Source organism: Cohnella thailandensis (assembly GCF_014212135.1).
GTDB lineage: Bacteria > Bacillota > Bacilli > Paenibacillales > Paenibacillaceae > Cohnella > Cohnella thailandensis.
Genome location: NZ_JACJVQ010000008.1, coordinates 295,549 through 321,937, shown reverse-complemented (window position 1 = coordinate 321,937; position 26,389 = coordinate 295,549). Strand labels below are relative to the sequence as shown.

At 57.7% G+C, this 26,389-nt stretch carries 25 protein-coding genes; 19 read left to right on the top strand and 6 right to left on the bottom strand.

Translation table 11 applies throughout. From position 1 onward, the window contains the following. Positions 1 to 27: 27 nt before the first annotated feature. Positions 28 to 1,275, bottom strand: coding sequence for a carbohydrate-binding protein (locus tag H7B67_RS12855; RefSeq protein ID WP_185120220.1), 1,248 nt, complete (start codon positions 1,273 to 1,275; stop codon positions 28 to 30). A 425-nt stretch (positions 1,276 to 1,700) separates the two neighbouring features. Between H7B67_RS12855 and H7B67_RS31105 the strand changes: the two genes are divergently transcribed. From H7B67_RS31105 to H7B67_RS12840, 4 genes are all read left to right on the top strand, one after another. Beyond that, complete coding sequence (locus H7B67_RS31105) at positions 1,701 to 1,835, top strand: hypothetical protein (RefSeq protein WP_281067872.1); 135 nt, start codon at positions 1,701 to 1,703, stop codon at positions 1,833 to 1,835. Positions 1,836 to 1,915: 80 nt separating this feature from the next. Continuing rightward, positions 1,916 to 2,458 carry a PadR family transcriptional regulator gene (locus H7B67_RS12850; RefSeq protein WP_185120219.1) on the top strand — a complete coding sequence of 181 codons (543 nt, stop codon included), beginning with the start codon at positions 1,916 to 1,918 and terminating at the stop codon, positions 2,456 to 2,458. A gap of 285 nt (positions 2,459 to 2,743) precedes the next feature. Continuing rightward, on the top strand, positions 2,744 to 3,565 hold the full coding sequence (locus H7B67_RS12845) for a formate/nitrite transporter family protein (protein ID WP_185120218.1): 822 nt from the start codon (positions 2,744 to 2,746) through the stop codon (positions 3,563 to 3,565). Then, positions 3,558 to 4,472, top strand: a complete 915-nt coding sequence (locus H7B67_RS12840; RefSeq protein WP_185120217.1) for an L-lactate dehydrogenase — start codon at positions 3,558 to 3,560, stop codon at positions 4,470 to 4,472. The genes H7B67_RS12845 and H7B67_RS12840 overlap by 8 nt, the downstream gene beginning before the upstream one ends. Before the next feature lie 75 nt (positions 4,473 to 4,547). Here the strand turns inward: H7B67_RS12840 and H7B67_RS12835 are convergent, their stop codons facing one another. Next, positions 4,548 to 5,186, bottom strand: coding sequence for a nitroreductase family protein (locus H7B67_RS12835; RefSeq protein ID WP_185120216.1), 639 nt, complete (start codon positions 5,184 to 5,186; stop codon positions 4,548 to 4,550). Positions 5,187 to 5,301: 115 nt separating this feature from the next. Here H7B67_RS12835 and H7B67_RS12830 point away from each other — a divergent pair, with 115 nt between their 5' ends. Further along, a complete protein-coding gene (locus H7B67_RS12830) occupies positions 5,302 to 5,661 on the top strand; it encodes a MerR family transcriptional regulator (RefSeq protein ID WP_185120215.1) in 360 nt (119 codons plus the stop codon). Positions 5,662 to 6,066: 405 nt separating this feature from the next. Here the strand turns inward: H7B67_RS12830 and H7B67_RS12825 are convergent, their stop codons facing one another. Then, positions 6,067 to 6,831 carry an SDR family NAD(P)-dependent oxidoreductase gene (locus H7B67_RS12825; RefSeq protein ID WP_185120214.1) on the bottom strand — a complete coding sequence of 255 codons (765 nt, stop codon included), beginning with the start codon at positions 6,829 to 6,831 and terminating at the stop codon, positions 6,067 to 6,069. Between the two features lie 164 nt (positions 6,832 to 6,995). Here H7B67_RS12825 and H7B67_RS12820 point away from each other — a divergent pair, with 164 nt between their 5' ends. Further along, complete coding sequence (locus H7B67_RS12820; protein WP_185120213.1) at positions 6,996 to 7,610, top strand: TetR/AcrR family transcriptional regulator; 615 nt, start codon at positions 6,996 to 6,998, stop codon at positions 7,608 to 7,610. Positions 7,611 to 7,631: 21 nt separating this feature from the next. Here H7B67_RS12820 and H7B67_RS12815 read toward each other — a convergent pair whose 3' ends face one another. The 3 genes from H7B67_RS12815 to H7B67_RS12805 all read right to left on the bottom strand — a co-directional run bounded on the left by H7B67_RS12815 (position 7,632) and on the right by H7B67_RS12805 (position 9,987). Then, entirely contained in the window at positions 7,632 to 8,699 is a 1,068-nt protein-coding gene (locus H7B67_RS12815) for a YhgE/Pip domain-containing protein (RefSeq protein ID WP_185120212.1), read from the bottom strand. 102 nt (positions 8,700 to 8,801) lie between these two features. After that, positions 8,802 to 9,233, bottom strand: coding sequence for a MarR family winged helix-turn-helix transcriptional regulator (locus H7B67_RS12810; RefSeq protein WP_185120211.1), 432 nt, complete (start codon positions 9,231 to 9,233; stop codon positions 8,802 to 8,804). Between the two features lie 100 nt (positions 9,234 to 9,333). Next, positions 9,334 to 9,987, bottom strand: coding sequence for a TetR/AcrR family transcriptional regulator (locus H7B67_RS12805; protein WP_185120210.1), 654 nt, complete (start codon positions 9,985 to 9,987; stop codon positions 9,334 to 9,336). A gap of 238 nt (positions 9,988 to 10,225) precedes the next feature. Here H7B67_RS12805 and H7B67_RS12800 point away from each other — a divergent pair, with 238 nt between their 5' ends. The 13 genes from H7B67_RS12800 to H7B67_RS12740 all read left to right on the top strand — a co-directional run bounded on the left by H7B67_RS12800 (position 10,226) and on the right by H7B67_RS12740 (position 26,337). Beyond that, positions 10,226 to 11,863 (top strand): FAD-dependent oxidoreductase, encoded by a 1,638-nt coding sequence (locus H7B67_RS12800; protein ID WP_185120209.1) that lies wholly within the window; start codon positions 10,226 to 10,228, stop codon positions 11,861 to 11,863. A 34-nt stretch (positions 11,864 to 11,897) separates the two neighbouring features. Further along, positions 11,898 to 12,353: an SRPBCC family protein gene (locus H7B67_RS12795; protein WP_185120208.1), complete on the top strand. Its 456-nt coding sequence runs from the start codon at positions 11,898 to 11,900 to the stop codon at positions 12,351 to 12,353. Between the two features lie 35 nt (positions 12,354 to 12,388). Beyond that, positions 12,389 to 13,150, top strand: coding sequence for an SDR family NAD(P)-dependent oxidoreductase (locus H7B67_RS12790; RefSeq protein WP_185120207.1), 762 nt, complete (start codon positions 12,389 to 12,391; stop codon positions 13,148 to 13,150). A 901-nt stretch (positions 13,151 to 14,051) separates the two neighbouring features. Then, entirely contained in the window at positions 14,052 to 15,404 is a 1,353-nt protein-coding gene (locus H7B67_RS12785; protein WP_185120206.1) for an ABC transporter substrate-binding protein, read from the top strand. Between the two features lie 76 nt (positions 15,405 to 15,480). Then, positions 15,481 to 16,371: a carbohydrate ABC transporter permease gene (locus H7B67_RS12780; RefSeq protein WP_342592585.1), complete on the top strand. Its 891-nt coding sequence runs from the start codon at positions 15,481 to 15,483 to the stop codon at positions 16,369 to 16,371. A 2-nt stretch (positions 16,372 to 16,373) separates the two neighbouring features. Next, complete coding sequence (locus H7B67_RS12775) at positions 16,374 to 17,213, top strand: carbohydrate ABC transporter permease (RefSeq protein ID WP_185120205.1); 840 nt, start codon at positions 16,374 to 16,376, stop codon at positions 17,211 to 17,213. Positions 17,214 to 17,258: 45 nt separating this feature from the next. Further along, positions 17,259 to 19,022 carry a cache domain-containing sensor histidine kinase gene (locus tag H7B67_RS12770; protein WP_185120204.1) on the top strand — a complete coding sequence of 588 codons (1,764 nt, stop codon included), beginning with the start codon at positions 17,259 to 17,261 and terminating at the stop codon, positions 19,020 to 19,022. After that, positions 18,997 to 20,622 (top strand): response regulator transcription factor, encoded by a 1,626-nt coding sequence (locus H7B67_RS12765; RefSeq protein ID WP_185120203.1) that lies wholly within the window; start codon positions 18,997 to 18,999, stop codon positions 20,620 to 20,622. Before H7B67_RS12770 ends, H7B67_RS12765 begins: the two co-directional genes overlap by 26 nt. Before the next feature lie 27 nt (positions 20,623 to 20,649). Then, positions 20,650 to 22,311 (top strand): MGH1-like glycoside hydrolase domain-containing protein, encoded by a 1,662-nt coding sequence (locus H7B67_RS12760; protein WP_185120202.1) that lies wholly within the window; start codon positions 20,650 to 20,652, stop codon positions 22,309 to 22,311. Positions 22,312 to 22,323: 12 nt separating this feature from the next. Then, on the top strand, positions 22,324 to 23,205 hold the full coding sequence (locus H7B67_RS12755; protein WP_185120201.1) for a glycoside hydrolase family 43 protein: 882 nt from the start codon (positions 22,324 to 22,326) through the stop codon (positions 23,203 to 23,205). 441 nt (positions 23,206 to 23,646) lie between these two features. Continuing rightward, positions 23,647 to 24,138 (top strand): nuclear transport factor 2 family protein, encoded by a 492-nt coding sequence (locus H7B67_RS12750; RefSeq protein WP_185120200.1) that lies wholly within the window; start codon positions 23,647 to 23,649, stop codon positions 24,136 to 24,138. Between the two features lie 69 nt (positions 24,139 to 24,207). Further along, positions 24,208 to 24,792, top strand: coding sequence for a TetR/AcrR family transcriptional regulator (locus H7B67_RS12745; RefSeq protein ID WP_185120199.1), 585 nt, complete (start codon positions 24,208 to 24,210; stop codon positions 24,790 to 24,792). A gap of 108 nt (positions 24,793 to 24,900) precedes the next feature. After that, positions 24,901 to 26,337 carry an MFS transporter gene (locus tag H7B67_RS12740; protein WP_185120198.1) on the top strand — a complete coding sequence of 479 codons (1,437 nt, stop codon included), beginning with the start codon at positions 24,901 to 24,903 and terminating at the stop codon, positions 26,335 to 26,337. Positions 26,338 to 26,389 lie beyond the last annotated feature (52 nt).

Below are 26,389 nucleotides of genomic sequence, written 5' to 3'. Positions count from 1 at the left end.
GCCGTTGTTTCTTGTTTCAAGCCGTTCTCAATAAAGCTGAGTGATCTTCCACCAGTTGATATCGAACCCTCCGGTGGCTGCGTATAGGCCGAACTGGTAAGTGCCGGCCGTTATCTGGACCGTATGGGAGACGGTCCGGTAGCTTGACCAGCTGCCGGTGTTCGGAATGTCGATCTGCCCGAGGACGGTGTCGCCTTCGTCGATGTCGAGCGACAGCTTGCCGCCCGCGTTGGGGGAGGCAACCCGATATTCGACGAGATAAGTGCCTGTCTTCGGAACCGATACGTTGCCGAAGGCGATCCAATCCTGGCTGTCGATGCCGCCGATGTTCAGCCCGCCGCCCGCATCCGGCGTCGGCTCCGTCATGACCCCGCTCATCGCCGTATAATTTTCCGCCTGGAACGTCCGAGTGAAGCATCCTCCGGCATTCAGCTCGCAAATGTCCGCCCGGTTCGTGGACGCTTTAAGGTCGTCGTACCAGACATAGGAGTCGTTGGCCGGAGCGAATTCCGAGGTGGCGCCCCCGAAGAAGGAGGAGAAGTAAGCCTTGTCTACCAGATCGGCATTACGGACAAAGCGCAAGCCCGTGATTAAAGCCGCCGACGTTCCGTTGTACCAGATCTGAATCTCTCCGTCCGGATTCGCTTCCCCGTTCGTGACCGTGTTGACCTTGAGACGTTGGACGATGTTGACCCAGGTTCCCTTCGGATAATAGATGTCCGTTCCGTTGCTGTTCTTAAGGACAGCGTAATCCCCGTATTGGCCGTTGTTGCCCATGTGATAATAGTAGATGGCGGCTTGCCCGCCGCTTCTCCAAATCATCCGCGAGCTGAATCCGTTATAGCCCGTGCACGTCTGTCCTCCGGAGCAAGCCGCGCCTCCGGCCAAGCCGAGCCCGAGCTTCCCTGCGAATTGCGTCGTTCCCCAGCTGAAGTCGCTGCTGAACCGGACCCAATAGGACAGGTAGTATTCCCGCCCCGGCGTCAGCGCGAAAGGGGCCTGTGCGCCGGAATTGGCCGGATCGATCTGCCCCGCCGGATAGAAAACGCGAAGCGATTGGCCGCCGGAATGGTTGAAGTTGTAGCCGTCGATCCAGGTGCGCGTGCTCATGCCCAAGTCCCAAGGCGCGTTCCAGCCGTCCGTCGCCCATTCGCTTAGCGTATAGGCGGAGCCTCGTGCCGGCCGCTCGAAGGTATTGATCTTGGGCGCGGCGAATGCGGCGGCCGAATTCGATAAGAGCAGAAGCAGCACGAGCAAACTCAAAGTCTTCTTCATTGACTTCCCTCCTCGTAATGAAGTGCGAGTTTAGTTCGCGGTCTATCCTTGGAGCCGTTCCTTTAAGAAGCCTTCCGCCACCCCCTTCGCGAGCCGAATCGGATTGCTGCGCTTCTAGCTGAAGGGGGCCTAGGGAGCGGCGCAGAACAAATTTATCACGGCCGGGGCAGCGGCAAAATCGTTATTTCTTCGGAACATTCGCAATCATTCGGGTCATCATCGATCGACGGGCTATCTCTTTTTTCGATTCTTGGCAGGTTTCGTGATCATCTCGCTTGACGCAATACGATATATCGTATTATAGTGAATGTACATCGTTAACGATATATCGTATTTAAAAAATAAGGAGTGATTAACCATGAGAATGCACCCAATGCACCCATACGGTCATGGGCCGTTTCATCGCGGCGGAGGACGATTCCTCGATGAAGAAGATCGCCGCCCAGAGCGGTTTTTCCGTCATCATGGGGGAGGAGAAGGACGGGGAGGTCGCGGCGAGGGACGCGGACACGGCGGACGCGGTCATCATGGCGGCCGAGGCTTCGAGCGGCCGGGCCTAGGCTTCGATGGACGCGGCCATGGAGGTCCCGGTTTTGACGGCCCCGGTTTCGACGGGCGCCGCGAAGGCAAACGCTTCTTCATGCGCGGCGAGTTCAAATTCGCCTTACTGGAGCTTCTGGGCTCCGGGCCGATGCACGGCTATCAGTTGATCAAGGCGATGGAAGAGAAGACGGGCGGCCTGTATACGCCGAGCGCCGGTTCGATCTACCCGAACCTGCAGCTGCTCGAAGAGATGGGGCTTGCCGGCTCCAGCGAAGTCGACGGCAAGAAGCTGTATCATATTACGGACGAGGGGCGCAGTCATCTTCGCGAACGCGCACAGAATGCGCCGGTCCGTCCCGAAGAGCGCTGGGAGCGGCGCGGCATGCACCGCTTTGGCGGGGAACTCGACAAGCGCGATATTCGCGGACTGGCGATGACATGGCCGGAAGCCGTCGGCCTGCTGGCACAAGCGGCAAGAGAAGCGCGGGAGAATCCGGATTCCGAGCAAGCCGCCCGGCTGCGCGGAATCGTATCGAAGCTGCAGGAGGAACTGAAGCAAGTTTTGGCATCCGACTCCGCCAGCGGAGAAGATTCCGCTCATGAAGGGGACTCCCGAACGGATTCCGAGCCGCTTGATTAACCACCCGTTCGACTAAAAATCAACCGTCACGATTCCTTGCGGACTCGGGCGGTTTTTTTGCTGATAGACAGATGTTCATTATATTCGGCGTACGAAGCGGCGAGGCAGGTCAAAAGACGTCCGTAACGAGAGTAATCATGGGGCGGGTTAGGGAGACGATCTCTCTGAACCGCCTTTTTGCGCGGCCGGCATGCCGAGTGTGATCTACCGCACAGATAATAAACCGGGCTTTCCTTATAGTGGAACCCAACCCATGCGAAACGGAATCGATGGAGGGGAGCGTTCATGGAAGTCGCCGCGCTGCAGAAAGTCGAACAGCTCGCTTTGAAGAAGCTTAAGGTGTTCAAGCAGAGCCGCCTGCGTTATATCGCGCGATCCGCGCTAGCCAGCATGTTCATCGGCTTCGGGGTCATCGTCGCCTTCAAGACGGGCAGCTTCTTCTACGGGGAGCATTCGCCGCTCGCCTACCCGATGGCGGCCCTTACGTTCGGGGCGGCGATCATCCTGATCTCTTACGGAGGAGGGGATCTGTTCACCGGCAACACCTTCTATTACACCTACACGGCGCTAAGGAAGAAGATGGAGTGGCGGACGGTCCTCAAGCTGTGGTTATACACGTACTTAGGCAATATCGTCGGAGCCGCGTTTTTCGCCTTCCTCATCTATACGACGGGGCTGTTCGCCGAATCGGCGGTGAACGGGTTTCTGCTCAGCGTGGTCGACAAGAAAATGAACCTTCCCGTCACGGAGCTGTTTTTCCGCGCGCTTCTCTGCAACTGGCTCGTCTGCCTGGCGTTCTTCATCCCCTTGTCGCTTAAGGGCGACGGCGCGAAGATGTTCGCGATGATCCTGTTCGTGTTCTGCTTCTTCATCTCCGGTTACGAGCATAGCATTGCCAATATGTGCACGTTCGCGATCGCGTTGGTGCTGCACCATCCCGGAACGATCTCTTGGGGAGGAGTGTTCCATAATCTTATCCCGGTTACCCTGGGCAACATTATCGGCGGCTCGGTGCTGATGGGCTTCATGTATCATTACGTAAATAAACCGTACCTGGACGAGCTGGATTCCAAACCAAACCCTATGGAGGTCGATTCGAATGAGTAAAACGAAGATCGTCATTATCGGCGTAGGAGCCGTCGGAGCCACGACCGCGTACACGCTTCTTCTGAGAGAGCGCGCGGATGAGCTGGTCTTGATCGATGCCAACGAAGGCAAGGCCCGGGGCGATGCGATCGACATGAACCACGGGCTTCCTTTTCTCGGGAGAACGAAGGTGTGGGCGGGGACTTACGAGGATTGCCGCGGAGCCAATCTGATCATCGTCACGGCGGGAGCCGCGCAGAAGCCGGGCGAGTCGCGAGTCGATCTTCTGAGGCGCAACGTCTCGATCTTCGAGAGCATCATGAACGAGGTGTTCAAGTACAACCAGGACGGAATCCTGCTGATCGCTTCCAATCCGGTAGACATCATGAGCTACTTCTCTTGGAAAAAATCGCAGTGGCCCGTTCACCGCATCATCGGCTCGGGAACGCTGCTGGACAGCGCGCGGTTCCGTTACTTGATCGGCGAGGAGCTCGGCATCGATTCGCGGAGCGTGCACGCCCACATTATCGGCGAGCACGGAGACTCCGAGCTGCCGGTATGGAGCCTCGCCAATGTTGCCGGAACCCGCATCGAGTTCGACGACGAGCAGAGGGATCGCATCTTCCGCAACACGAGAGATGCCGCTTATGAGATCATCGCGGCCAAGGGAGCGACCTACTATGCGATCGCCCTCGCGCTCGACCGGATCGTCACCGCGATCCTCCGCGACGAAGGCGCCGTGCTCAACGTATCGACGCTGCTTCAGGATTATCACGGCGTGTCGGACGTCTACCTGGGCGTTCCTTGCATCGTGGATCGGAACGGGGTTCGCGAGGTGCTGAAGCTGGAGCTCTCGGATTCGGAGAGGGAGCTGCTGCACAAGTCGGCCGAGAAGCTGAAGGGGCTTATTCGTTCGATCGAGGTTTAAGAGCAAACCGCCCCCTCTGTTGATCCGACAACAGAAGGGGCTTTGCTTTTGTCCCGTCGATTTAAGGATAAACGGTTACCGCCAAAAGGTAATCCTGTCAGAGCCTAATCGAACGGACTCATGCCCGTCTTCCTTGGCTTTTCCTATTGAGAGGATCATTACGGGAGCATAGCGTTCTTCATCAAGATCGAATGCTTTGGCTACCTGATCGACTTCAAAGCCCGCCATCGGATTCGTGTCGTACCCATGCGCACGGGCGACCAACATGAACTGCATGGCGAAAAGGCTGCTATCGATTTTGGCGACTTCGACTTTCAGTTCCTTCGGCAGAGTCGGATACATCGTTAGGATGGTTTCGAGCTGCCTATCGCGCACATCGGCTGGCATTTTGCCTTGCTCCACGGCCGCATTGTAAATTTCCTCCGCATTCAAATAGCTTTCGGTATCGCCGAAAATCAATAACATCGCCGATGAAGTATCGTTTTGCGCGGTATTGAAACGCACAAGAGGCCTTAGTTTCTCTTTTCCTTCCGGAGTATCGACCACCACAACGCGCCATGGCTGCATATTCGCGGAGGACGGAGCCAGGCTGGCTTCCGCGATCATCTCGCTCATTTCTTCTTTCGATATTTTAAAATTCTCGTCGTAATGGCGCACGGAACGCCGTCCTTTGACGATGCCGGCGAAATCGTTAGTTTGAATATGGGTAAACATGAAACCTCTCCTTTGGATAACGTTGATTTTTTGACATGGGGGATGTCTTTCGTTATCATGTTCGCATTATGAACTATAAACCTAGGTTTATAGCAATAACTAACAGAGGTCCAATATGAAAATAAACGAGGTTTCCAAAATAACGGGTTTGCCCATATCGACACTGAGATTTTATGAACGTAAAAACCTAATTCCGGACATGTTTGTTAGAAGAGATGAAAACAATTATCGGATTTACTCGGATGAGATCGTTGATTTTCTTGACGACGTAAAGTCGCTTTTATCCGTAGGTTTTTCTATTGAGGAGATAAGTTTGCTAGTCAATCAACAACTGGATTTATCTTACGAGGCAAAGAAGAAAATGGTCGAACGAAAAATCGAAGAAATGGATGAATTCCAGAAGCGTATCAGCAAATCGAAAAAATTCCTGCAAGCCGTCTTGGATGGAAAAGTGGATTTTCAAACGAAGTGTTAAGCTAATGTTCCTCGTTAGTTGAATAAAATCAGGGGGCTTCAGCAGGATTCCTGCGGCTCGAAGAAGTGAACTCACAGTCTGCTAGTAGATTTCAATGTCGCAACCCTCGGCGGCTAACGGACACAAGAGACGCTTAGAAGCGCAAAAAAGACATTTTCAAAATATAACGGACATTAGCGACGCTTAGAGTGTGTTTTCCTGCTTTAAACAGCCATTTTTGAGCTCTAAGGGTTTCTGGTGACCGTTAGAGTTTTCGAAGGTTGGTTTTAAGATTTTAAGCGTCGCTGGTGTCCGTTACCGTTAGCCGCCCCGGCCCCTCCGAAATTAGGTTTAACATAGCCATAAACAAAAGAAACAGGCGCATCCCGCACCTGTTTCTTCCGTAATCATGGGAATATTCGCTCCTTATCGAGCCGTCCAAGCGCCGTCGACCGTGACGACTTCGCCGTTGATGAACTTGGACTCGTCCGAAGCGAGGAACAGCGCGGTATTCGCGATGTCTTCCGCTTCGCCGCCGTTGAACGGGCCGAGGTCGCCGAACGTGACCGCGCCGAGCGGATCCAGCGTGCCCAGATTCGCCGTCATGCCGGTCGCGATGGAGCCCGGAGCGATGACGTTCGCGCGGATCTTGCCGTTCTCGCGGCCGTAGAAGGCGGCGATGTTCTTGGTGAGGCCGATGGCGGCATGCTTCGACATCGTGTAAGCCGCGCCGCCGCGAGCGCCGAGGTAGCCGGCGATGGAAGCGACGTTTACGATCGTGCCGCCCGTCGCTTGCTTGTTGAACACCTTGATCGCCGTGCGGCAAGCGAAGAATTGGCCGTTCAGGTTAACGCCCATGACGCGGTTGAACAGCTCGTTCGACGTGTTCTCGACGGAGGACATCGCGTCGAAGATGCCCGCGATGTTCGCCAGCACGTCCAGCTGGCCATACTCGTCGAGCGCCTTCTGGATCATGGCGTCGACGTCCGCTTCCTTGGATACGTCGGTCTTGATCGCGACGGCCGTGCCGCCCGCCGCCTTGATTTGTTCGAGCGTATCGTTCATCGAAGCTTCGTTGAATTCCGCGAGGACGACCTTGGCGCCTTCCTTCGCGAACAGGATCGCCGTCGCGCGCCCCATGCCGGAGCCCGCTCCCGTTACGACCGCTACTTTTCCCTGCAATCTAGCCATATGGGATCCCTGCTTTCTTCTAAGATGTCCTTGCCAAACGGTTTTATTATAGGCTCTTAGCGGAGAAACATTGAATATGCAATAATGATAGAACTGTACGATACCTTACAAAATCCCGAAAACTGTTCGATAAAAGTAACAAAGGCAATCGAAGGAGATCAGGCATGACGGTTCCCTATCCGGATCGGCGGGTCCGCAAAACCAAAGAAATTCTCAAGTCGTCCTTATTAACCCTGATGCAAGAGAAGAGCTTCCAACAGATCAGCATCACCGAGCTCGTTAGCCACGCGGATTGCACGAGAGGGACCTTCTATGCTCATTACGAGCAGAAGGAGGACTTGCTGGACGAGATGATCGAGGAGATGTTCGAGCGGATGACGGAGGCGTACCGGCGGCCTTACGCGGGAATGTCCATGGTCGATTTTAACGAGCTTCCGGGCTCGTCCATCGTTCTGTTCGATCATTTTACGGAAAATCGAACGTTCTACAAGGTGATGCTGGATCCCCGAACGAACTACAATTTTCGCGAGACGTTAACGAGGCGGATGGATCGGCTGTTCCGCAAGGATTTCGAGTTTATCGTGACGGAACGCGACGCGCACATCGACACCAAGCTGTTCGGCACGTATCGGATTCACGGAATCATCGGCCTTATCCTGGAGTGGATCGACAGCGATTTCGAGCTTCCTGCCTCCTATATGGGCGAGCAGCTCGTCGAGATTCTAAAGTTCAGTACTCCGCAAGTTTATGTAAAGCGCAACGGCGCGGCAAGGGAATAACCCCTGCCGCGCCGCGTTTCGTTAATGAGCGGCTCCCGCGCCTTGAGGCATACCGCCCGCAACGGCTTGCGGTTTCTTCTCGATAAACTGCTTCCCGAGCGTAATCCCCCAAGCGACTATGGCAATGAGGGCCAGATGGAGCGCTTCGGCCCCGGCCGATTGTCCCCCGTAGATCAGGTGCATGAACCCTTCGATTCCGTTCGAGGCCGGAAGGAAGCTGCCGATTTGGCGATAGAAGGGGGTCAGCATCTCGGAGGAGATAATGTTCCCCGCCGTCATCAGCTGGAACGGAACCAGCGCGACGTTAAACAGCGGTCCGACCGGGCCGAAGAGGGCGAAGGCCATCTGCGTCGTCGCGAGACAGGCAACGACAAGCATCAGCTGGAAGCCGAACATCGCGCCGAAGGAGCTCGCCGGGTCGACGAATAACCGGGTGACGGCGGTTAACAATACGGACAAAACGACAGCCACGACGACAAGCAGCGCCTGGCGGCTCCAGAACAAGGACCATTTAGGCATCGCGCGCTTGAGAATATTGGAGCTCAGGTTGAACTGGATATTGGCGGTCATCATCGCGATATAAGGAATGAAGCCGAGCAGCATCGGAAGGATCGACTCCGAGAAGTCTCCCGCCGCATAGGTGCGGACAAGATTCGCCTGCACGGCGTTCGTCTCCACGTTCGCCGACAAGCCGTCCGTCAGCTGCCGCGCCGCTCCTTCCAGCATCGATTTGACGACGTCGGAAGCATCTTCCGTAATCTCGAATACGATCTCCCCGCGTCCTTCGGAGAACGTATCGGGAATCCTAACGACCATATCCCATTCGCCGTCGCCCATGCGATTCCGGGCATCGTCCAAGCTCTCCGCCTCATGGGAATGGAAAGGCGCGGCACTCATCATTCGAGTCAAGGCGGCTTCTCCTTCGGCTCCGGCTTCGTTCACGAAAGCCGCGTGAATCCGGTCGATGCGGGTATCCGCACCGCGATAGCCCGTCATCCAAACGAGCGTAAACAGCATGGGGACAAGCAGCGCGAAGATGAGGCCGATTCTCGTAGGATGGCATTTCAGATACGTTTTAAAAGCAGACATGATTTCTCTTTAGGCTCCTTTAGATCTCTCTTATTTATAATTAAATGCATGTGCATCTATTTGGGCGGACAAAACGCCTGAGGCGTCTTGAAGGGGCATCATTCATTCGTGCACATTGCGGAAAATCGCGTTCATCGTATCCAGGAACCGTTCGACCTCGGAATCCGCCAAGCCCGCGACGGCTTGGCTCTCCGTCTCCTGCATGACGGCATTGAGCCGATGGATCAACTGCTTGCCCTCTTCGGTCAAGTAGAGGAGCACCGCCCGGCGGTCTCTCGGATCGGTGTTGCGGATGACGAGCTTCTTTCTCTCCAGCTTATCGATGATCTTGCCGACGGCGGTCTGGTCGCGGGCGTGCAGCTCGGCAAGCTCCTTCTGGGAGATCGCTTCCCGATAGCTGAGACGATGAAGGATCCCGTATTGCTCGGGCGTGATGTCGTAAGAGGCAACCGCCTTCGTGGCAGCCTTCTTATAGGCATAGTAGGTTCGCGACAATAGATAGCCGAGCGTGTCCGGGGGTATGCGATTCGTCATGACGATATGCTCCTTTTGCCGTCCGATTAGATGCATATGCAATAGTAGCATATGCATCTATTTTTGCGCAAGCTGGTAAAAAAAGAAGGGGCGAGCCCCTTCAAGCTTGATTCGGATTGCGAAGATAGGATAGGAAAATCTCCTTCAGAACGGTAAGCTGCCGCTCCGGGGGGAAGTCTTGGCGGGCGACGGGAATATGGCTCAGGAGGGTAAGCTTGCGGGCGAAGATTCCAAAGACGTTGATAATCGTCGTCAGGACATCCTGAGCGGAGACGTCGGGACGAATCGAACCGTCCTTGGCGCCTTGCTCCGCGATGGAAGCGAACACATGCGAGATCTCCTGATAAACGGAGTTATAGCTCTCGATATCCTCGAGCGGTTCCGTCAGATGGGCGACGTAGCTGTCGAAGTTCTCGAGAAGCTTGACCTGGGCATGCCTCTCCAAGAAAGAGAATTTATCGAACAAGAGCTCTATTTTTTTCAGGCAGGGGACGTTGAACTCGGCGATTTCGCGGAAGTCGCTCAGCACGTCCTCCATCTTCCGGGTGGCGACGGCGAGAATGAGCTTGTCCTTCTTCGGGAAAAACCGGAAAACGGTAGCGATGCCGACGTTCGCCTCGTTCGCGACGTCCTGCATGGTCGCTTTCTCGATGCCTTTGTTGGTGAACACTTGCTCGGCGGCTTCGAGAATCGCCCGCTCCCGGCTTTCCTTGCCGGCGAGACGCTCGTTCTCGTACCTCGTTTTGGGATCCATTCGACTAGCCTCTCATTCCGATGCGAGATCTCTTTTTTGTATTATAGCCTCTGATACGGAAGGCAACAACCGAATTGCCAAATCGAAAGTCGTCTGATATGATTTATATCACGGTGATAGTTAAACTATCATTTTGTTGTTGGACGTGGTGCTCTTCTTTTTTTGAACACTTAAGACAACGCTTACATGAGGGGTTTGACGACCGCCGATTTCTTATGCGGATTGGAGATGTTCGAACATGCCAGCCAAAAAGCCAGCTCAGTGGGATCGCGAAGTCGACGTGGTCGTTCTCGGAACCGGCGGCGCGGCGCTAGCGGCGGCCGTGACGGCCAGCGTTCAAGGCGCGGAAGTGCTCGTTCTGGAGAAAACCTCGCAAATCGGCGGGACGACGGCTTTCTCGGGCGGGATTCCGTGGATCGCGATGAACCGTTATATGAAGGAGGGCGGCATCGAGGATTCCCGGGAAGAAGCGCTCACGTACATCCGCCGTTTGACCGGGGGCAAGGAGCCGGATCCGGCGCTCGTGGAGGTATTCGTGGACCAGGGACACCGGATGATCGATTTCCTGCACGAGAATACGCCGCTTCGGTTCGCGCCTCCGCTCGGGTATCCCTCCTATTACGGCTATCTCGAAGGCGCGAAGAGCGGACGTTCGCTCGATCCGATTCCCTATAACTTGAACGAGCTCGGGGAGTGGGGCTTCAAGATTCGCCAGAACCCGATTTTCCCGCCGCTTACGCTCGAAGAAGGCGGCGCGGTCGGCGGTGTCGACTTCGCGAAGATCGCCGAGCGCATGGAGAACAACATCGTCACGATGGGACGCGCTCTGATCGCGCCAATGTTTAAGACTCTGCTTGATCGAGGGGTGGAGACTCTGCTGGAGACTCCGGGCAAGGAGCTTGTGCTTGACGAAGAGGGCTCCGTCATCGGCGTCGTCGCGAATCAAGGGGACAAGAAGCTCTGTATCGGGGCGAGAAAAGGCGTCATTCTGGCTTCCGGCGGCTTCGAGTGGAATCAGGAGCTCGTCAAGACGTTCCTGAAGGGGCAGATCACGCATCCGCTGTCTCCGGCCGGCAACGACGGAGACGGCCTGATCATGGCCATGGAGGCGGGGGCGGCACTAGGCAACATGAGCGAAGCCTGGTGGTACCCGACGATGCAGGATCCGACGTTCGAATACGAGGATCGCGTCATGAACCAGCTCGGCGGCGGGCGCATGGGCCCGAACAGCATCGTCGTCAACCGGTACGGCAAGCGGTTCGTCCATGAGGGCGCGACGTACAACGACATGCCGAAGGCGTTCTATCAATACGATCCCGTTGCCCTCGAATGGCCGAACGAGCCGCCGGTTTGGATGATTTTCGACCAGCAGCTCAAGGACAGCCAGATGATCATCACGATGATGCCGGGCGAGGAGACTCCGGATTGGGTCGACCGCGCGGAATCGATCCGCGAGCTGGCCGAGCGAATCGGCGTCGATCCGGACGGGCTGGAAGCGACCGTCAAGCGCTGGAACGAGAACGCGGCCAAGGGAATCGATCCGGACTTCCATCGCGGCACGACGTTCTTCGAGAACCTGCCGGGAGGCGGCGGGAACGCGGCGGCGAACATCGGCCCTATCGAGAAGGCTCCGTTCTACGCGCTGCCGATCTACTTCGGCGCGCTCGGCACGAACGGCGGACCGCGCATCAACGCGAACGGGCAAGTGATCAGCCTGCGCGGCAAGCCGATCGACGGGTTGTACGCGGCCGGCAACGCGGCGATGGGCATCCTGGGCCAAACCTACGTCAGCGCGGGCGGAACGATCGGTCCGGCGATGACGTTCGGGTACCTGGCGGGCCTCGCCGCAGCCAAGTCGGAAGCCAAGAGTATCTAATCGACATTTTAACTAGATAAGGAAGTGCGCACTCATGCCTAACGGTACTCATAGCGTGGAATTGCCCGTCCCGATCGGGCGCATCTGGCAGTTCGTCAGCGACATGGACAAGTGGGCTCCGCTTGTCCCGGGTTACATCGAGCATTCGATTCTTAACGACCGCCAATCCACCTGGTCGTTCAAGGGCGATCTCGGCTTCATGAAGAAGACGGTCAAGCTGAAGATCGACATCACGGACTGGATCGAGCCGACGAAGGTCACCTTCGACCTGACCGGCTTGTCCGACAACTTCGCGGGAGGCGGCTATTTCGAGGCGGAAGCTCTCGGCGAGGACCGCACCCGCATGACCGGCCATCTAGACATTACCGCCAAGGGAGCGATGGGCCCGATGGTCAATTCGATTCTGAAGTCGTTCGTTCCGAAGACGGCGACGGAGCTGACCGACGCCGTAGCGGGCAAGATCGCGGAGATCGAAGGGGTTAAAGCGTAAAGCTAATTAATTGCGCAGAAGGAGGCGTCTTATTCATGGGGAGACTTCAAGATAAAGCGGCCATCATTACGGGCAGCGGCTCCGGAATCGGCAAAGCGATCGCTCTCGCCTACGGCCGGGAAGGAGCGAAGATCGTCGTCGCGGACTTCGATAAGCATGGCATGGAACGGACGGTCGCCGAGCTGAAGGAGCTTGGCGTCGAAGCCATCGGCGTGCAAGTGAACGTGACGAAGGAAGAGGACATTGAAGCGATGTTCGATGAGGCGTTGAAGGCGTTCGGCACGGTCGACATTCTCGTCAACAACGCGGGAACGGCGGATCGCATGCAAGCGGCGGCGAACGTCGAGGACGAAGTATGGAACCGCGTCATGGACATCAACGTGACCAGCGTCATGCGCGGAATCCGCAAGGCTCTCCCGATTTTCCTCGAGAAGGGGCGCGGAACGATCGTCAACATGGCGTCCATCTCCGGCCTGACCGGAGGACGCGGCGGCTTGGCCTACACGGCCTCGAAGCATGCCGTCGTCGGGATGACGAAGAACGTCGCCTCGCAGTACGGACCGCAGAACATTCGCTGCAACGCGATCGGCCCGGCGTTCATTCCTACGCCGCTTACGCTGAACATGGCGAACGTGGACTCGTTCGGAATGGAAGCGGCGACCCGAGGCACCAGTCTGATGCCGAGACCGGGTACCCCGGAGGAGATCGCAAGCATCGCGCTGTTCCTGGCGTCCGACGAATCGTCGTACCTGAACGGCGTCACGATCGCGGCCGACTCCGGCTGGAGCGCTTACTAATATTGCGATTTGATCTCAGCCCGCCGATTATCGGCGGGTTGTTTTGTGTTCTCTCCCAACTCTAACGGAACTGACAGCCGTTATTTGCGGTTTAAGAAGCTCCTTTTATTTCTAACGGAAATAATAGTCCTTATTTTGGTCAAAACGCCTATTAATACCTTTGTTCCATCGAAATAACGTCGCTCAGTTCCGTTAGATTTTAAAAACGCAGTATTGGCGCGAAATAACGTCGCTCAGTTCCGTTACAGGCAGGTTAGTGCGGAGCTGTGGGGGGGAGGGGCGGTCAGTTAGCTAAGCCAGCTCGGCCATCGTGAAAGTGTGGTATCGGGTGCACCACATTGACGGAGTTGGCGGGCGGCGGGCAAAAGTAGGGTACCGGGTGCACCACATTGACGGAGTTGGCGGACGGCGGGCAAAAGTAGGGTACTGGGTGCACCACATCGGAAATGGCGGGCGGCGGGCGAAAGTAGGGTATCGGATGCACCACATTGACGTAAATGGCGGGCGGTGGGCGAAAGTAGGGTGCCGGGTGCACCACATTGACGTAAATGGCGGGCGGCGAGCGAAAGTGTAGTACCGGGTGCACCACATTGACGGAAATGGAGGACGGCGGGCGAAAGTAGGGTACCGGGTGCACCACATTGACGGAAATGGCGGGCGGCGGGCGAAAGTAGGGTACCGGGTGCACCACATTGACGGAGTTGGCGACGGCGAGCGAAAGTAGGGTACTGGGTGCACCACATTGACGGAGTTGGCGGACGGCGGACGGGTGCGCGGCAGTAGGCCGTATTCGCAATAACTGAGTTTTGTTATGATTTGCCTTACTTTTCTTTATGGAATGCGCTTACAAGCTCTCTTACAATAAAGAAGCATTGAAGATTCCGAGGAGGGGTTGCATCGCATGCTAAATAGAAAGTCCGTCTCGTTCCTGATGCTATCATCGATTCTAGCGCTGGCCGCCTGCGGCGGAAACGGCAATAACGGCAATCAAGGAAGTCCGTCCGCGCAGCCGTCCTCGAGCGCATCGTCCTCGCCTTCGGCCTCGCAGAAGCCGGCCAAGGACGTCGAGCTGCGGATGGCCTGGTGGGGCTCGGAGGAGCGCCACGAGAAGACGCTTAAAGCGATCGAATTGTTCGAGCAGCAAAACCCGGGCATCAAGATCACGGGAGAATACTCCGGCTTCGACGGCTACTTCGACAAGCTGAACACTCAGATCGCGGCCGGCAATGCGCCGGACCTGATCCAGATGGGAGGCAACATCAAGGAATACTCCGGCAAGAACTCGCTTCTCGACCTGACCCCGTACGTCGGCCAGGCGATCAAGCTGGACGATTTCACCCCGAGCTTGGTTCGCGAAGCTACGGATAACGAGAAGGTGTACGGAGTCACGCTCGGCGTCAGCTCGTCCGCGCTGCTCTACAACGCGAGCATGTTCAACAAGGCGGGCATCGCGATTCCGGCCGACGGCTGGACGTACGACGACTTCAAGACGGTGACCAAACAGATTTCCGACAAGCTGGGCAAAGGCTACTACGGCTCCTACGACCTGTCGAGCGATTCGGCGACTCTCGCTTCCTATCTCGGAAGCGTAGGCAAGGAGCTGTACCGCGACGGAGCGATTCACTTCGACAAGAAGGACATGGTCGACTGGTTCACGATGTGGGATGAGCTTCGCAAGAGCGGCGCCATCGTGCCGGCCGAGGTGCAGGTCGCGAACCCGCCGACCGCGGTCGACAAGTCGCTGCTCGTTCAAGGCAAGGTCGCCATCCAGAGCGGTTCGGCTTCCCAGATCTCCGGCTTCCAGGCGCTGACGCAGGACCAGCTCGGCCTCGTCACATACCCGAACGGACCGGCGGGCAGCGGCATGGTGCCGCCGATCTCCGGCCAGTTCATCACCGCTTACTCGGGAACGAAGCACCCGGACGAAGTCGCGAAGTTCATGGACTTCCTCGTGAACGATCCCGAAGCAGGCGCCATTCTCGGCAGCACGCGGGGCGTCCCGCCTTCGGCCAAGATCCGCGACGCGCTGTCCGCCGAGATCACTCCGGTCGACAAGGTGCTGTACGACTACATCTCGCTCGTGAGCGAAGTGGCTCCGGACGTGACGTACCAGCAGTTCCCGGTCGACAGCGAGTTCATCAAGCTGCTTCAGGTGACGAGCGAGAAAATCTCCTTCGGGGCCGCGTCCATCGATTCCGCCGTCGACGAGTTCATGAGCGAAGTGAACAAGCTGCTCGAGAAAGCCAAGCAATAACCCAGGCAGCGCGTCATCGGTCGTACGGGGAGCCCGGCAGCGGGCTCCCCATTCTTCAAAGATAGGAGAGAGCGGAGTGCAAAAATACAAAACCTACTTGGCGGGATACGCCTTCCTGCTTCCTTGGCTGATCGGATTCCTGGCGTTGACGCTCGGTCCTATAATCGCCTCGATGTATTTGTCCTTCACGCAATACGATCTTCTGACGGCCCCCAAGTGGGTCGGCCTCGACAACTACAAAACGATGTTTAACGACGATTTCCGCTTGGAGGACTCCGTCAAGGTGACCTTCAAGTACGTCCTGCTGTCCGTTCCTCTTAAGCTCGCGTTCGCTCTCCTGCTGGCGATCATGCTGAACCAGGGACTTCGAATGCTTCATTTTTACCGCACGATCTATTACATTCCTTCCTTGCTGGGGGGAAGCGTGGCGATCTCAGTCCTGTGGAAGCAAGTGTTCGACCAAGAAGGCATCTTCAACCGCATGCTGGCGATCTTCGGCATCGAAGGCCCGGCTTGGATCTCGAATCCGCATTATTCGATCTATTCGCTGATCGGTTTATCCATCTGGCAATTCGGCTCCGTCATGATCATTTTCCTGGCCGGCCTCAAGCAGATTCCCCAAGAGCTGTACGAAGCCGCGACCGTGGACGGGGCGGGCATCATGCGCAAGTTCGCGAGAATCACGATGCCGCTGCTGACGCCGGTTATCTTCTTCAATCTGACCATTACGTTGATCCAATCCTTCCAGACGTTCACCAAGGCATTCGTCATTAGCGGAGGCACGGGAGGCCCGATCAACTCGACGCTATTATACTCGCTATACTTGTATATGAAGGGCTTCACGTTCATGGAGATGGGCTACGCTTCGGCGATGGCTTGGCTTCTGCTGGCGATCATCGCGGCGTTCACCGGCGTTCTCTTCTTGACCTCCCGATTCTGGGTATTCTATTCGGACGGAGGGAAATGACGATGACTCTCATGAGGAAAATAAAACCCTACGCGCTGCACCTCATCATCATGGGAGTAGGCATTCTGATGCTGTACCCGGTACTGTGGATGATCAGCAGCTCCTTTAAGCCGACGAACCAGATTTTTACCCAGTCGGGCTTGTGGCCGTCTTCCTTCACCTTCGAGCATTATCATGACGGATGGTTCGGCCTGCGCAACGTAGAGTTCGGCCGGTTCTTCCTGAACTCGTTCCTCCTGTGCCTCGTAGCCGTGCTCGGAACGGTCGTCAGCTCTTCGATGGCGGCGTTCGCCTTCGCGAGAATCGAGTTCCCGCTGCGCAAGCTCTGGTTCGCGCTGATGCTCGGAACGTTCATGCTTCCCGGGCACGTGACGCTGATTCCGCAATATACGATTTTCCACGAGATCGGCTGGGTGGACACGTTCCTTCCGCTGACGGTGCCGAAGTTCTTCGCGGACGCGTTCTACGTGTTCTTGATGGTGCAGTTCATCCGCGGGATTCCGAAGGAGCTGGACGAGAGCGCGGCGATCGACGGCTGCGGCTGGTTCACGCTCTACTTCAAGATCATTCTGCCGCTCGCGACTCCCGCGCTCATGACGGCCGCGATCTTCACGTTCATGGCGACGTGGGACGATTTCTTCGGGCAACTGATCTATCTCAGCGATATCAAAAAATTCACCGTTCCGCTAGGCTTGCGGCTGTTCCTCGACTCGACGGGCAATTCCAACTGGGGAGCCGTGTTCGCGATGTCGGTGCTCTCCGTCGTCCCGAGCCTGATCGTCTACTTCATGGGGCAGAAATATTTCACCGAAGGAATCGCGACGACCGGTCTCAAGGGTTAAAATAGGCATACGAAACACGATAGCCTATGAAGAGGAATGGGCGCCATGCGCAGAATGTTCAAGGTTCCGACCAAGCTTGTCACGTTGATGGTCTTATGCTTTATCGGGTTTAACTCCCTATTCTTGCTGATCTCGGGAATCGTCTACTATAGCACGTATTCGGATATCGCCAACCAAGAGATTCGCACGGCCAAGAAGGAGCTGCTGGACGTCTCGTCCGAGAAGCTGTCCAGCTACGTATCGGGCATCCAGGACACGGCTCGCTTCATCGTGACGAACGCTCTCGTTCAGAACTATTTGTCCGACCCTCCCGAGAGCCGATTCGACTTCGTGACCAAGAGCCGAGACCTGTACGAGGAGTTTCTCAAGCTTGCCTCGGTCCGGACCGGCCTTCATTCCATCGAGCTGTATACCGACTGGATCGGCGCCAATAAGCCGTTCCAGGATCGGTTCCTGCATCCGCTCAAGGACGCGGAGGAGGAGGGCTGGCTCGCGCGGATGAATCGCTCCGACGGCTTCTGGCTCGCCGCCCATGCCGATCCGGCCCTTCCCGAAGGCGAGCGGATGGTCGGCTACGTCCAGAAGATCTACGGCAACCGCGGAACGAGCGTCGGGATGATCAAGATCAACATTCCGGAAGCCGACTTGTTGAAGCAACTGACCAAGGATGCCGCCAGCGACTCCTTCATCGTCAGGGATTCGGGAGGCAATTACGTCGCGTCGGTCCTTCCGGAGGGCTTGACCGCGGACCCGGCTTCGGGCGAATTCGAGAAATCGTTGTCGGGGACGAACTACAGCCTCATTCGGTCCGACTCGGGCACGGAATATTGGGAGGTCCAACAGCTGATCTCCAAGGACGTGTTCCAGAAGAACGGCAACCGGATCCAGAACATCATCATCGTTCTCCTGTCCGCTCTGATCGTGCTGTCGATCCCGCTTGCGCTATGGGTGTCGAAGAAGCTGACGTCGCCGATTCATAGGATCGTGGACGGAATGAAAACGGTGGAGAAAGGGGACTTCAACGTCCGCGTGGAAGCGGTCACCAGCACCCAGGAATATTTCTTCATGACCGCAAGCTTCAACCGAATGGTTCAGAGGCTAAAGGACCTGATCGGCAGGCTGAACGAGGAGCACCGCAACCGGAGGGAATCGGAGATTCAACTGCTTCAGTCGCACATCAAGCCGCATTTTCTGTACAATACGCTCGATTTGATCCACTGGAAGGCGCTCGATCACGGCGCGCAGGAGATCAGCCAGATGGTGCTGCAGCTGTCGAAGCTGTTCCGGCTGGGCCTTAGCAACGGCAACTGGTACGCGACGGTCCGGGACGAGCTGGCGCACGCTCGCTGCTACATGGCGATTCAGGGTTACCGCAACAAGTTCCCGATCGATTACGGGGAGGAGGTTCCGAGGGAGCTTCTGGATTGCCTCGTTCCCAAAATCATTCTGCAGCCGTTCTTGGAGAACGCGGTGATCCATGGGTTCCGTCAGAAAAAGGAGGATGCGGCGATCCGGGTATCGTTCGAGCTTCGGGAGAACGGCGCGGACCGTCAGATGGTCGTCGCGGTCGCCGATAACGGATGCGGCTTGCCGGAAGGCTTCGACAACAAGCAGAAGCGGGGGATCGGCATTCGCAATATCGAGGACCGGATCCAGCTTTACTGCGGCCCGCGTTACGGGGTGAAGGTGATGCCGGGCGAAGAAGGGGGGACGACGGTCGTCATGACCCTTCCGCTGATCCGGGACGAGGAGGAATTGGAGCAATTAAAGAGGGGGCTGTCGCATGAATACGATTCTCTTGGTGGATGATGACGACTACGTGTTGGACGGTCTGCTGAGACATATTCCGTGGCAGGACATCGGCGTCAGGATTATCGGCACGGCCGGGGACGGCGCGGAGGGCCTCCGCAAGTACCGCGAGCTGAAGCCGGACATCGTCATCACCGACATCTACATGCCGGAGATGGACGGGTTCCAGCTTACGGAAGCGATCCACGCCATCGACGAGTCCGTTCCGATCGTCATCTTAAGCGGCTACGACGATTTCGCGAACGCTCGGAAAGCGATGTCCTCGGGCATTCAGCATTTTCTGCTGAAGCCCCCGAGCCTCGCGGAGATCGAGTTCGTCGTCCGGGAGGTCGTGCAGCAGCTGAACGAATCGAGGGAGCGCGATACGCTTCTGTCGAGCTACTTCCGCCAGCAAGCGATCGTCCGTCGCACGATGCGGGAGGCTTTCGCGCGGGATCTGCTGACGACGCGGTATCGGCCGGAAGAGCTGCCCGGCCAGAGAATCGCCTTCATGGGGCTGCCCGATAACGCGGTCGTTCAAGCCCTCACGCTTAGCCTCGTTCGTTCGAACAGCTCGTCGGCCCGGGACGAGAGAGAGTGGCAGCTTCTCCGCTTCGGGACGGGGAACATCGTTCGCGAACTGCTGGAGACGCGGCTGGAATCGCAGCCGGGACTCTCGGCTCTAGCTCTGGAATATACGGATACGGACTTCGTAGTCGTGTTCCTCGGCGACATGGAAGAGTCGAGTTATCCGCTGCCGTTCCTGACGAAGCTCTCCGAGGAGCTCGTCGGCCATATTCTGCAATACATGAAGCTGTCGGTATTGGCCGGCTTGGGATTGGCCAAGAACGGCTATCATCGGCTCATCGATTCCTACCTCGAGAGCCTTCAGGCGGTCGAGAAGGCGGAGATGAACGAGTGGAACCGCGTCTATGCGTACAGCGAATCCGCGGTTCCGGAGCCGGAGCGGAACGTTCCGCTCGAAGCCGTTCGGAACCTGCACGACGCTATCTTCCAGAAGCGGTGGCAGCAGGTCGAAGGCCAGTGGAAGCGCCTTGCGGGCGATCTCGCTTGCGGCGGGTTTCCCCTTCCCGTGCTTACGGGAATATGCGCGGGAATCATGAGCGCGATGTGGACGGCTTCCTCCCTGGCGGACTCCTCCAAGCTCGGCTCGGAGGAGGAAGGGCTGGAGGCGCATCTTCTCCGCCTGAGCCGGTGCGGCTCCTCGTCCATGCTGTTGGAGCGGATGGACGACGCGATGTCGCGAATGCTGGAGCGGAGCCAGGAGGAGCTGCACGGCAAGAAGAGCCACGCTCTCGTGGACCGGGTCATTAGGGAATTCATCGAGAAGGGCTACGACCAGGAGATCACGCTGGAGCAGATCGCGGCCAGCCTGCACGTCAATCGCAATTACTTAAGCCAGCTGTTCAAGAAGGTGACGGGCGAGCCGTTCGTTACCTACTTCAACAAGTACCGGATACAGAAGGCGAAGGAGCTGATCCGCACCGGCAAGTACATGGTGTACGAGATCAGCGAGATGGTCGGGTTCCGCAATTCGACTTATTTCAGCCAGGTGTTCAAGTCGATCACGGGCTACAGCCCGTCCGAGTTCGAGAGGTAATGAGGGTTAGAGAAGAGGAGAGAGCCGATGGGAGAGTTGCTGAAGGAGCTTCGCGGAATGGCGTCGGATACCGCGCTTAAGGACAATAGACGGCTGGGAGCGAAGCTGAGGGAGGAGTTCGCCGGCTCGGGCGTTCGGTTCGCCGCAACGCCGAGCCGTCTCGCCGACGTGCACCGCGCGGCGGCCGAACGGCTCGCGGACTGCCTGGACGCGGACGGCCGGGGACGTCCCGTTCTTCAGGAGGGCGGCGTGTACAAGGGCTGCTGGCTGGAAAGCACGGGCACGATCAATGCCGAGCTGCTGTCGCGGTTCTGCCCGTCCGTCGCCGAAGCGACGTTCGAGCAGTTCGCCGACCTGCAGCGGGAGGACGGGCTGATCCCCTACAAGGTGACGTCCGCCGCGCCGGTATTTAAGCAGATTCAGCTGGTCACGCCGCCGGCTCGCAGCGTCTGGAACCATTATCGGCTGAACGGCGGTCCGGAAGGAGCGGGCCTCGAATGGCTTCGGAAGATGTACGAGTCGCTCTCCCGATACGACGATTGGCTGGCCGCGAACCGCGATACGCGGGGAACGGGGGCGGTCGAGGCGTTCTGCGCATTCGATACCGGACACGACCTGTCGCCCCGGTTCTGGCATGTTCCGGACGCGCCGTACAAGGGCGACCCGGCGCGATTCGATCCGAATTCGCCGGTGCTGCCGTTCGTGGCGCCCGATCTGACGGCGAGCGTCTACTGCGGGCGCTTGTATCTGGCCCGCATGGCCGAGGAATTAGGGGATAAGGATGCGGCCGAAAAGTGGAGCCTCAAGGCAGAGAAGTCGCTCCAAAGCCTGATCCGGAATTGCTTCGACGAGAAGGACGGCTTCTTCTACGACGCGGATGCCGGAGGCCGATTCGTCCGCATCCAGTCGGACGTGCTGCTGAGGGTGTTGGCCAGCGAAGTCGGAGACGGCGCGTTCTTCGTCTCCTCGCTATCGCGCTACTTGCTGAATACGCGCAAGTTCTTCGCCAAGTATCCGCTGACTTCGATCGCCATGGACGATCCGCGGTTCGATCCGTCCTCCTCATATAACTCGTGGGCGGGGCCGGTTAATTTCCTTAGCTTGATCCGGGCTCCCCACGCCTTCGAGAGGCACGGCCGGCACGTCGAGCTGACCTGGATCCTGCAGCCGATCCTGTCCGCGCTGTCGCGGATGGAGCGCTTCGGTCAGACGCTGAGCCCGTGGACCGGGGAAGAAGGCTATACGGAGGCGTACTCGCCGGCGATCCTGTGCGCGCTCGACTTCGTGGAGCGAATCTGCGGCATCCAGCCGACGCCGGAAGGGGAGCTGCGGTTCACGGGCTTGCTTCCTTCGGCGGTCGACCACGGCTCTCCGGTCGCGGAGGAGACGGCTTACTCCCGCACCGTCGACGGGGTGGTCTACGAGCTGTACAACACGGCGGAGGAATGCTATGTCTTCGCCGACGGGCAGCTCCGGTTCCGCTTCCCCGCGGGCGTTCGGCTCGTGACCGACCGGAACGGGAAGCTCCAGTCCGTCGTCGGCATGTCCGCTCGCAAGGTGGAGGGCGCTCTGCTGGCGGACGGCCGGGAGATCCCGCTAAGAGTGAAGGGCAATGAGGTTTGGCGAGCGGAGAACGGACGCTTGACGCTGGAGTCGGCGATCGGCGTCGTTCTGCCGACTTACGAATAGGGGGCAGCATCGATGCGATTGGATCAGATCCAAATGAGGGACCCCTTCGTTCTCAAGGAGCCGAGCGAGGGGCGTTATTATCTGTACGGCTCGACCGATCCGGATATTTGGCAGGCCAAGGGCATCGGCTTCGACGTCTACCGGAGCCGCGACCTGGAGGAATGGGAAGGGCCGTTCCCGGCGTTCCGTCCCGCGCCGGACTTCTGGGCGGACCGCAACTTCTGGGCTCCCGAGGTGCATGCCTATAAGGGGCGCTACTATATGTTCGCGACATTCAAGGCGGACGGCGTCCGCCGCGGAACGCAAATTCTGGCCGCGGACCATCCGCTCGGTCCGTTCCGGCCGCTCAGCGACGGCCCGGTGACGCCGTCCGACTGGGAGTGCCTGGACGGAACGCTTCACGTGGACGGCGACGGAACGCCGTGGATGATCTTCTGCCACGAATGGGTTCAGATCAAGAACGGCGCCGTCTGCGCGATCCGTCTCTCGCCGGAGCTCGACCGGGCGGTCTCCGAGCCCGTCACGCTGTTCTCGGCAAGCGACGCGGAGTGGGTCGAGCCGGTCTCTTCTCCCAAGAACGGCACCGGCTACGTCACGGACGGCCCGTACGCGTACCGCTGCACCAACGGAGAGCTGCTGCTGCTCTGGTCCAGCTTCAAGCAGGGGCGGTACGCTCAGGCGGTGGCCCGTTCGGCATCCGGAGGGGTTCTCGGGCCATGGACCCACGAGCCGACTCCATTATTCGAGAGCGACGGCGGCCACGGCATGATTTTCCGATCCTTCGACGGCAAGATCTTGCTCGCGCTGCACACGCCGAACCGGACGCCGGACGAGCGGCCGGTCTTCATCGAGCTGGCGGAAGAGGACGGCAGGCTGAGCGTATGCGACAGTTAGACGCTGTTCCCCGAATTCTAACGGACACAGGAAGCTCTTAAATAGCTTTGAATGCTCTATACGAATTTTAACGGACATGTAAGCCCCTTTAACGTTAAAAACCGCCTGCACAAGCGAGAAAAGTGGATTTAAGCGTCTCGAGTGTCCGTTAAAGTTCGATGATGCTCCATTTTTGCTTTTAAGCGTCGCGTACGTCCGTTACCCGGAAAGTCGTGCGGAAAATGAAGCTCGGCGATCCCTTTCGCGCGAATAAAAATATTCCTGAATTTATTATTGACCATTCAGTCCGAAAATGGTAAGATGAATCCATCAAGCGAAGGAGGCGAAGCAAGATGTGCAGGTAAGGGAGGAACGACGTCGGTAAGAACATTGGAAAATAGAGTTCGGCTTTTTTTTAACTCATTTCAGACTGAACAGTCAAATTAAATCGGAGGGATAACGATGTTGAATCAGGAGATCATTCGCACGGAAGAATCGCAAGGCAAGCAAGTCGCTCAAGATGAAACCATTCGCGCCAAGGCGCAAGAGACGTTCCGCAACCATCTGAAGCACCTGTCCGGAGGCGACATCGAAGCTTGGGTCGATCTGTGGCAGGAAGACGGCGTGCTGGAATTCCCTTACGGACCGGCCGGATTCCCGGACGCGAAGCAAGGGAAGGAGGAGCTTTACGAATACATGAAGAACTTCCCGAAGCACTTCGAGGTGGAGTTCGCGGACTTAATTTTCCATCCTGCTCAGGATCCGGAGCTGACGATCGCCGAGTTCAAGTCTTACGGCAAACACCGCGAGACCGGCAACCCGTACAATCAAACGTATATCAGCGTCGTTCGTACGAAGGACGGCCGCATCGCGAGCTATCGCGATTTCTGGAATCCGCTCGTCGCCATCGAATCGGTCGGCAGCGCGAACGACGCGGTACGCTTTTCCGAATAACCGGTTTGCGGCTTCTTGACTGAACGATCTGGTAAGGGTAGTATGGGGACGAGACTGGAGGGAATCCGAATGGCTAGAAGCAAGGAATTCGACACGAACCTGGTCCTGCACAAGGCGATGGAAGTGTTCGGACATTATGGGTACGAGGGGACGTCCCTTCCGATATTGCTCGAGGGATTGGGCATCGCCCGCCAGAGCTTATACGATACGTACGGCACGAAGAGAGACCTCTTCGTCAAGGCCGTCAAGCACTACGTGAACGAGAAGTCCTCGGCCGCCGTTGCTTACCTGGAACGGTCGGAGTCCGCGAAGCAGGCGATTCGGGATATTTTCCGGGAGATCGTATCCGTCTTGCAGGACGAGGACCGGAGGAAGGAATGCTTTATTCTCTATAGCGCCATCGATCAGGTGCCGCACGACCCGGAGATCGCGGAGTTGTTCGAGCAGGATCGGATTCGCTTGGAGCAAGCCTTTCATGGGGCGTTGGTCCGCGCCAAAGCCCGGCAGGAGCTGAGCACCGAACGGGACTTGCAGGCGATGGCCCGCTACCTGTACCATTCGCGCTACGCGCTGACTCAAGCGGCCAAGTTAACGAACGATCCCAAGGTGCTGGAAGAGATCGCGGAGGTTACTTTATCGACGCTGGATCTTTAAGGGCGAATCCGAACGAACGCCTTATCCTTTCGCTGCCCTTATTAGATCGTTCAGTCAAGAATTGCGATTATTTTGGATCGAATAGTCTAAATTAGGAGGATGTTCTTCATGAATAGTAACCGATTCAAGGGATTGGCGCTGCTGGTTCTTGCCGTCTCCCAGTTAATCATGGCTCTCGATTACACGATCATTTTCGTGGCGATGCCCTCGCTCGGCGAGGAGTTGGGCTTCTCCGCCAACCATCTTCAATGGGTCGTCAGCGCGTACTCGCTGGCTTTCGGGGGCTTCCTGCTGATCGGTGGAAGGCTCTCCGACATGATGGGAAGGCGCCGGATGTTCATGATCGCCATGGCGTTGTTCGGCCTAGGCTCGCTGCTGGGCGGGTTTGCCGAATCCCAGCTTATGCTGATCATCGCCAGAGGCGTGCAGGGTCTCGGGGGAGCGCTGCTCTCGCCGGCAACGCTGTCGCTGATCATGTCCAACTTCGAGGAAGGCTCCGAACGGAACCGGGCGATGGGCGTCTGGGCTTCGATGGGCGGGGTCGGCATGTCTCTCGGCCTGCTGCTCGGAGGCGTGTTGACCAGTTATATCGGTTGGGAGGCCACCTTCTTCGTGAACGTTCCGATCGCGGTCGCCACCGTGCTGCTCGCTCCGCTCGTCCTCAAGGAGAGCAAGGTCGCCGCAGGCCGCAGGCACTTCGACGTCGCGGGCACCGTCTCGGTTACCGCCGGCATGCTGCTCGTCGTCTACTATCTGATCCAGTCGCCCGTCTCGGGTTGGCTTACCGCAAGCACCTTGCCGTTCATCCTGACCGGAGCCGCGCTGCTGCTGGCGTTCGTCGCCATCGAGAAGCGCTCCAAGGGGCCGCTCATCCGGTTCCGAATGTTCCGCAATCGCAATCTGACCGGCGCCGCTCTTATCGCCTTTCTATTCTCCGCCTCGTTCGGCACGCTCTATTACTTCCTGACGCTGTACACCCAGAACGTTCTGCAATACTCGGCCATCCAGTCCGGCTTTACGTTCCTGCCGCTCACGCTTAGCGCCTTCCTGGGCGCAAGGCTCATCAACGTCGCGCTGGCGAAAGCGGGGGTCGCCGGAACGATCGCCGCGGGGATGGCGCTGGGTGGCATCGGCTTCCTTCTGCTGACCCAGTTGTCGGCAACGGGCAACGCTTGGGGAGTCATTCCCGGCACGATCATCATCGGACTCGGGCAAGCGCTCGTCTTCACGACGATGTTCATCGCCGGCAGCACCGGAGTCGATCCGAGCGAGCAGGGCGTCTCCTCCGCGGTCATCAATACGGGCCAGCAAATCGGAGGCGCGATCGGGCTCGCGGTCATCATGGCGATCCTCTCGGCAAGTCTTGGCTCCGACGCCACCCTCGAGACGATGAGCCCCTCCGAGCTAAACTCTTCGATCCATACGGCCTTTATCGTCACCGCAGTCGTTACGCTGATCGGAATAATAGTCTCGTTGGCGGTCCTTAAGCGGGGCAAGAAGGATGCAGCCCAAACGGCCGAGCAGAAAGTCATCGCCTCTCACTAATAGCTTCAGTCCGTACCGAAGCGCCGAAAGCCGCGGAATCGCCGCGGCTCTC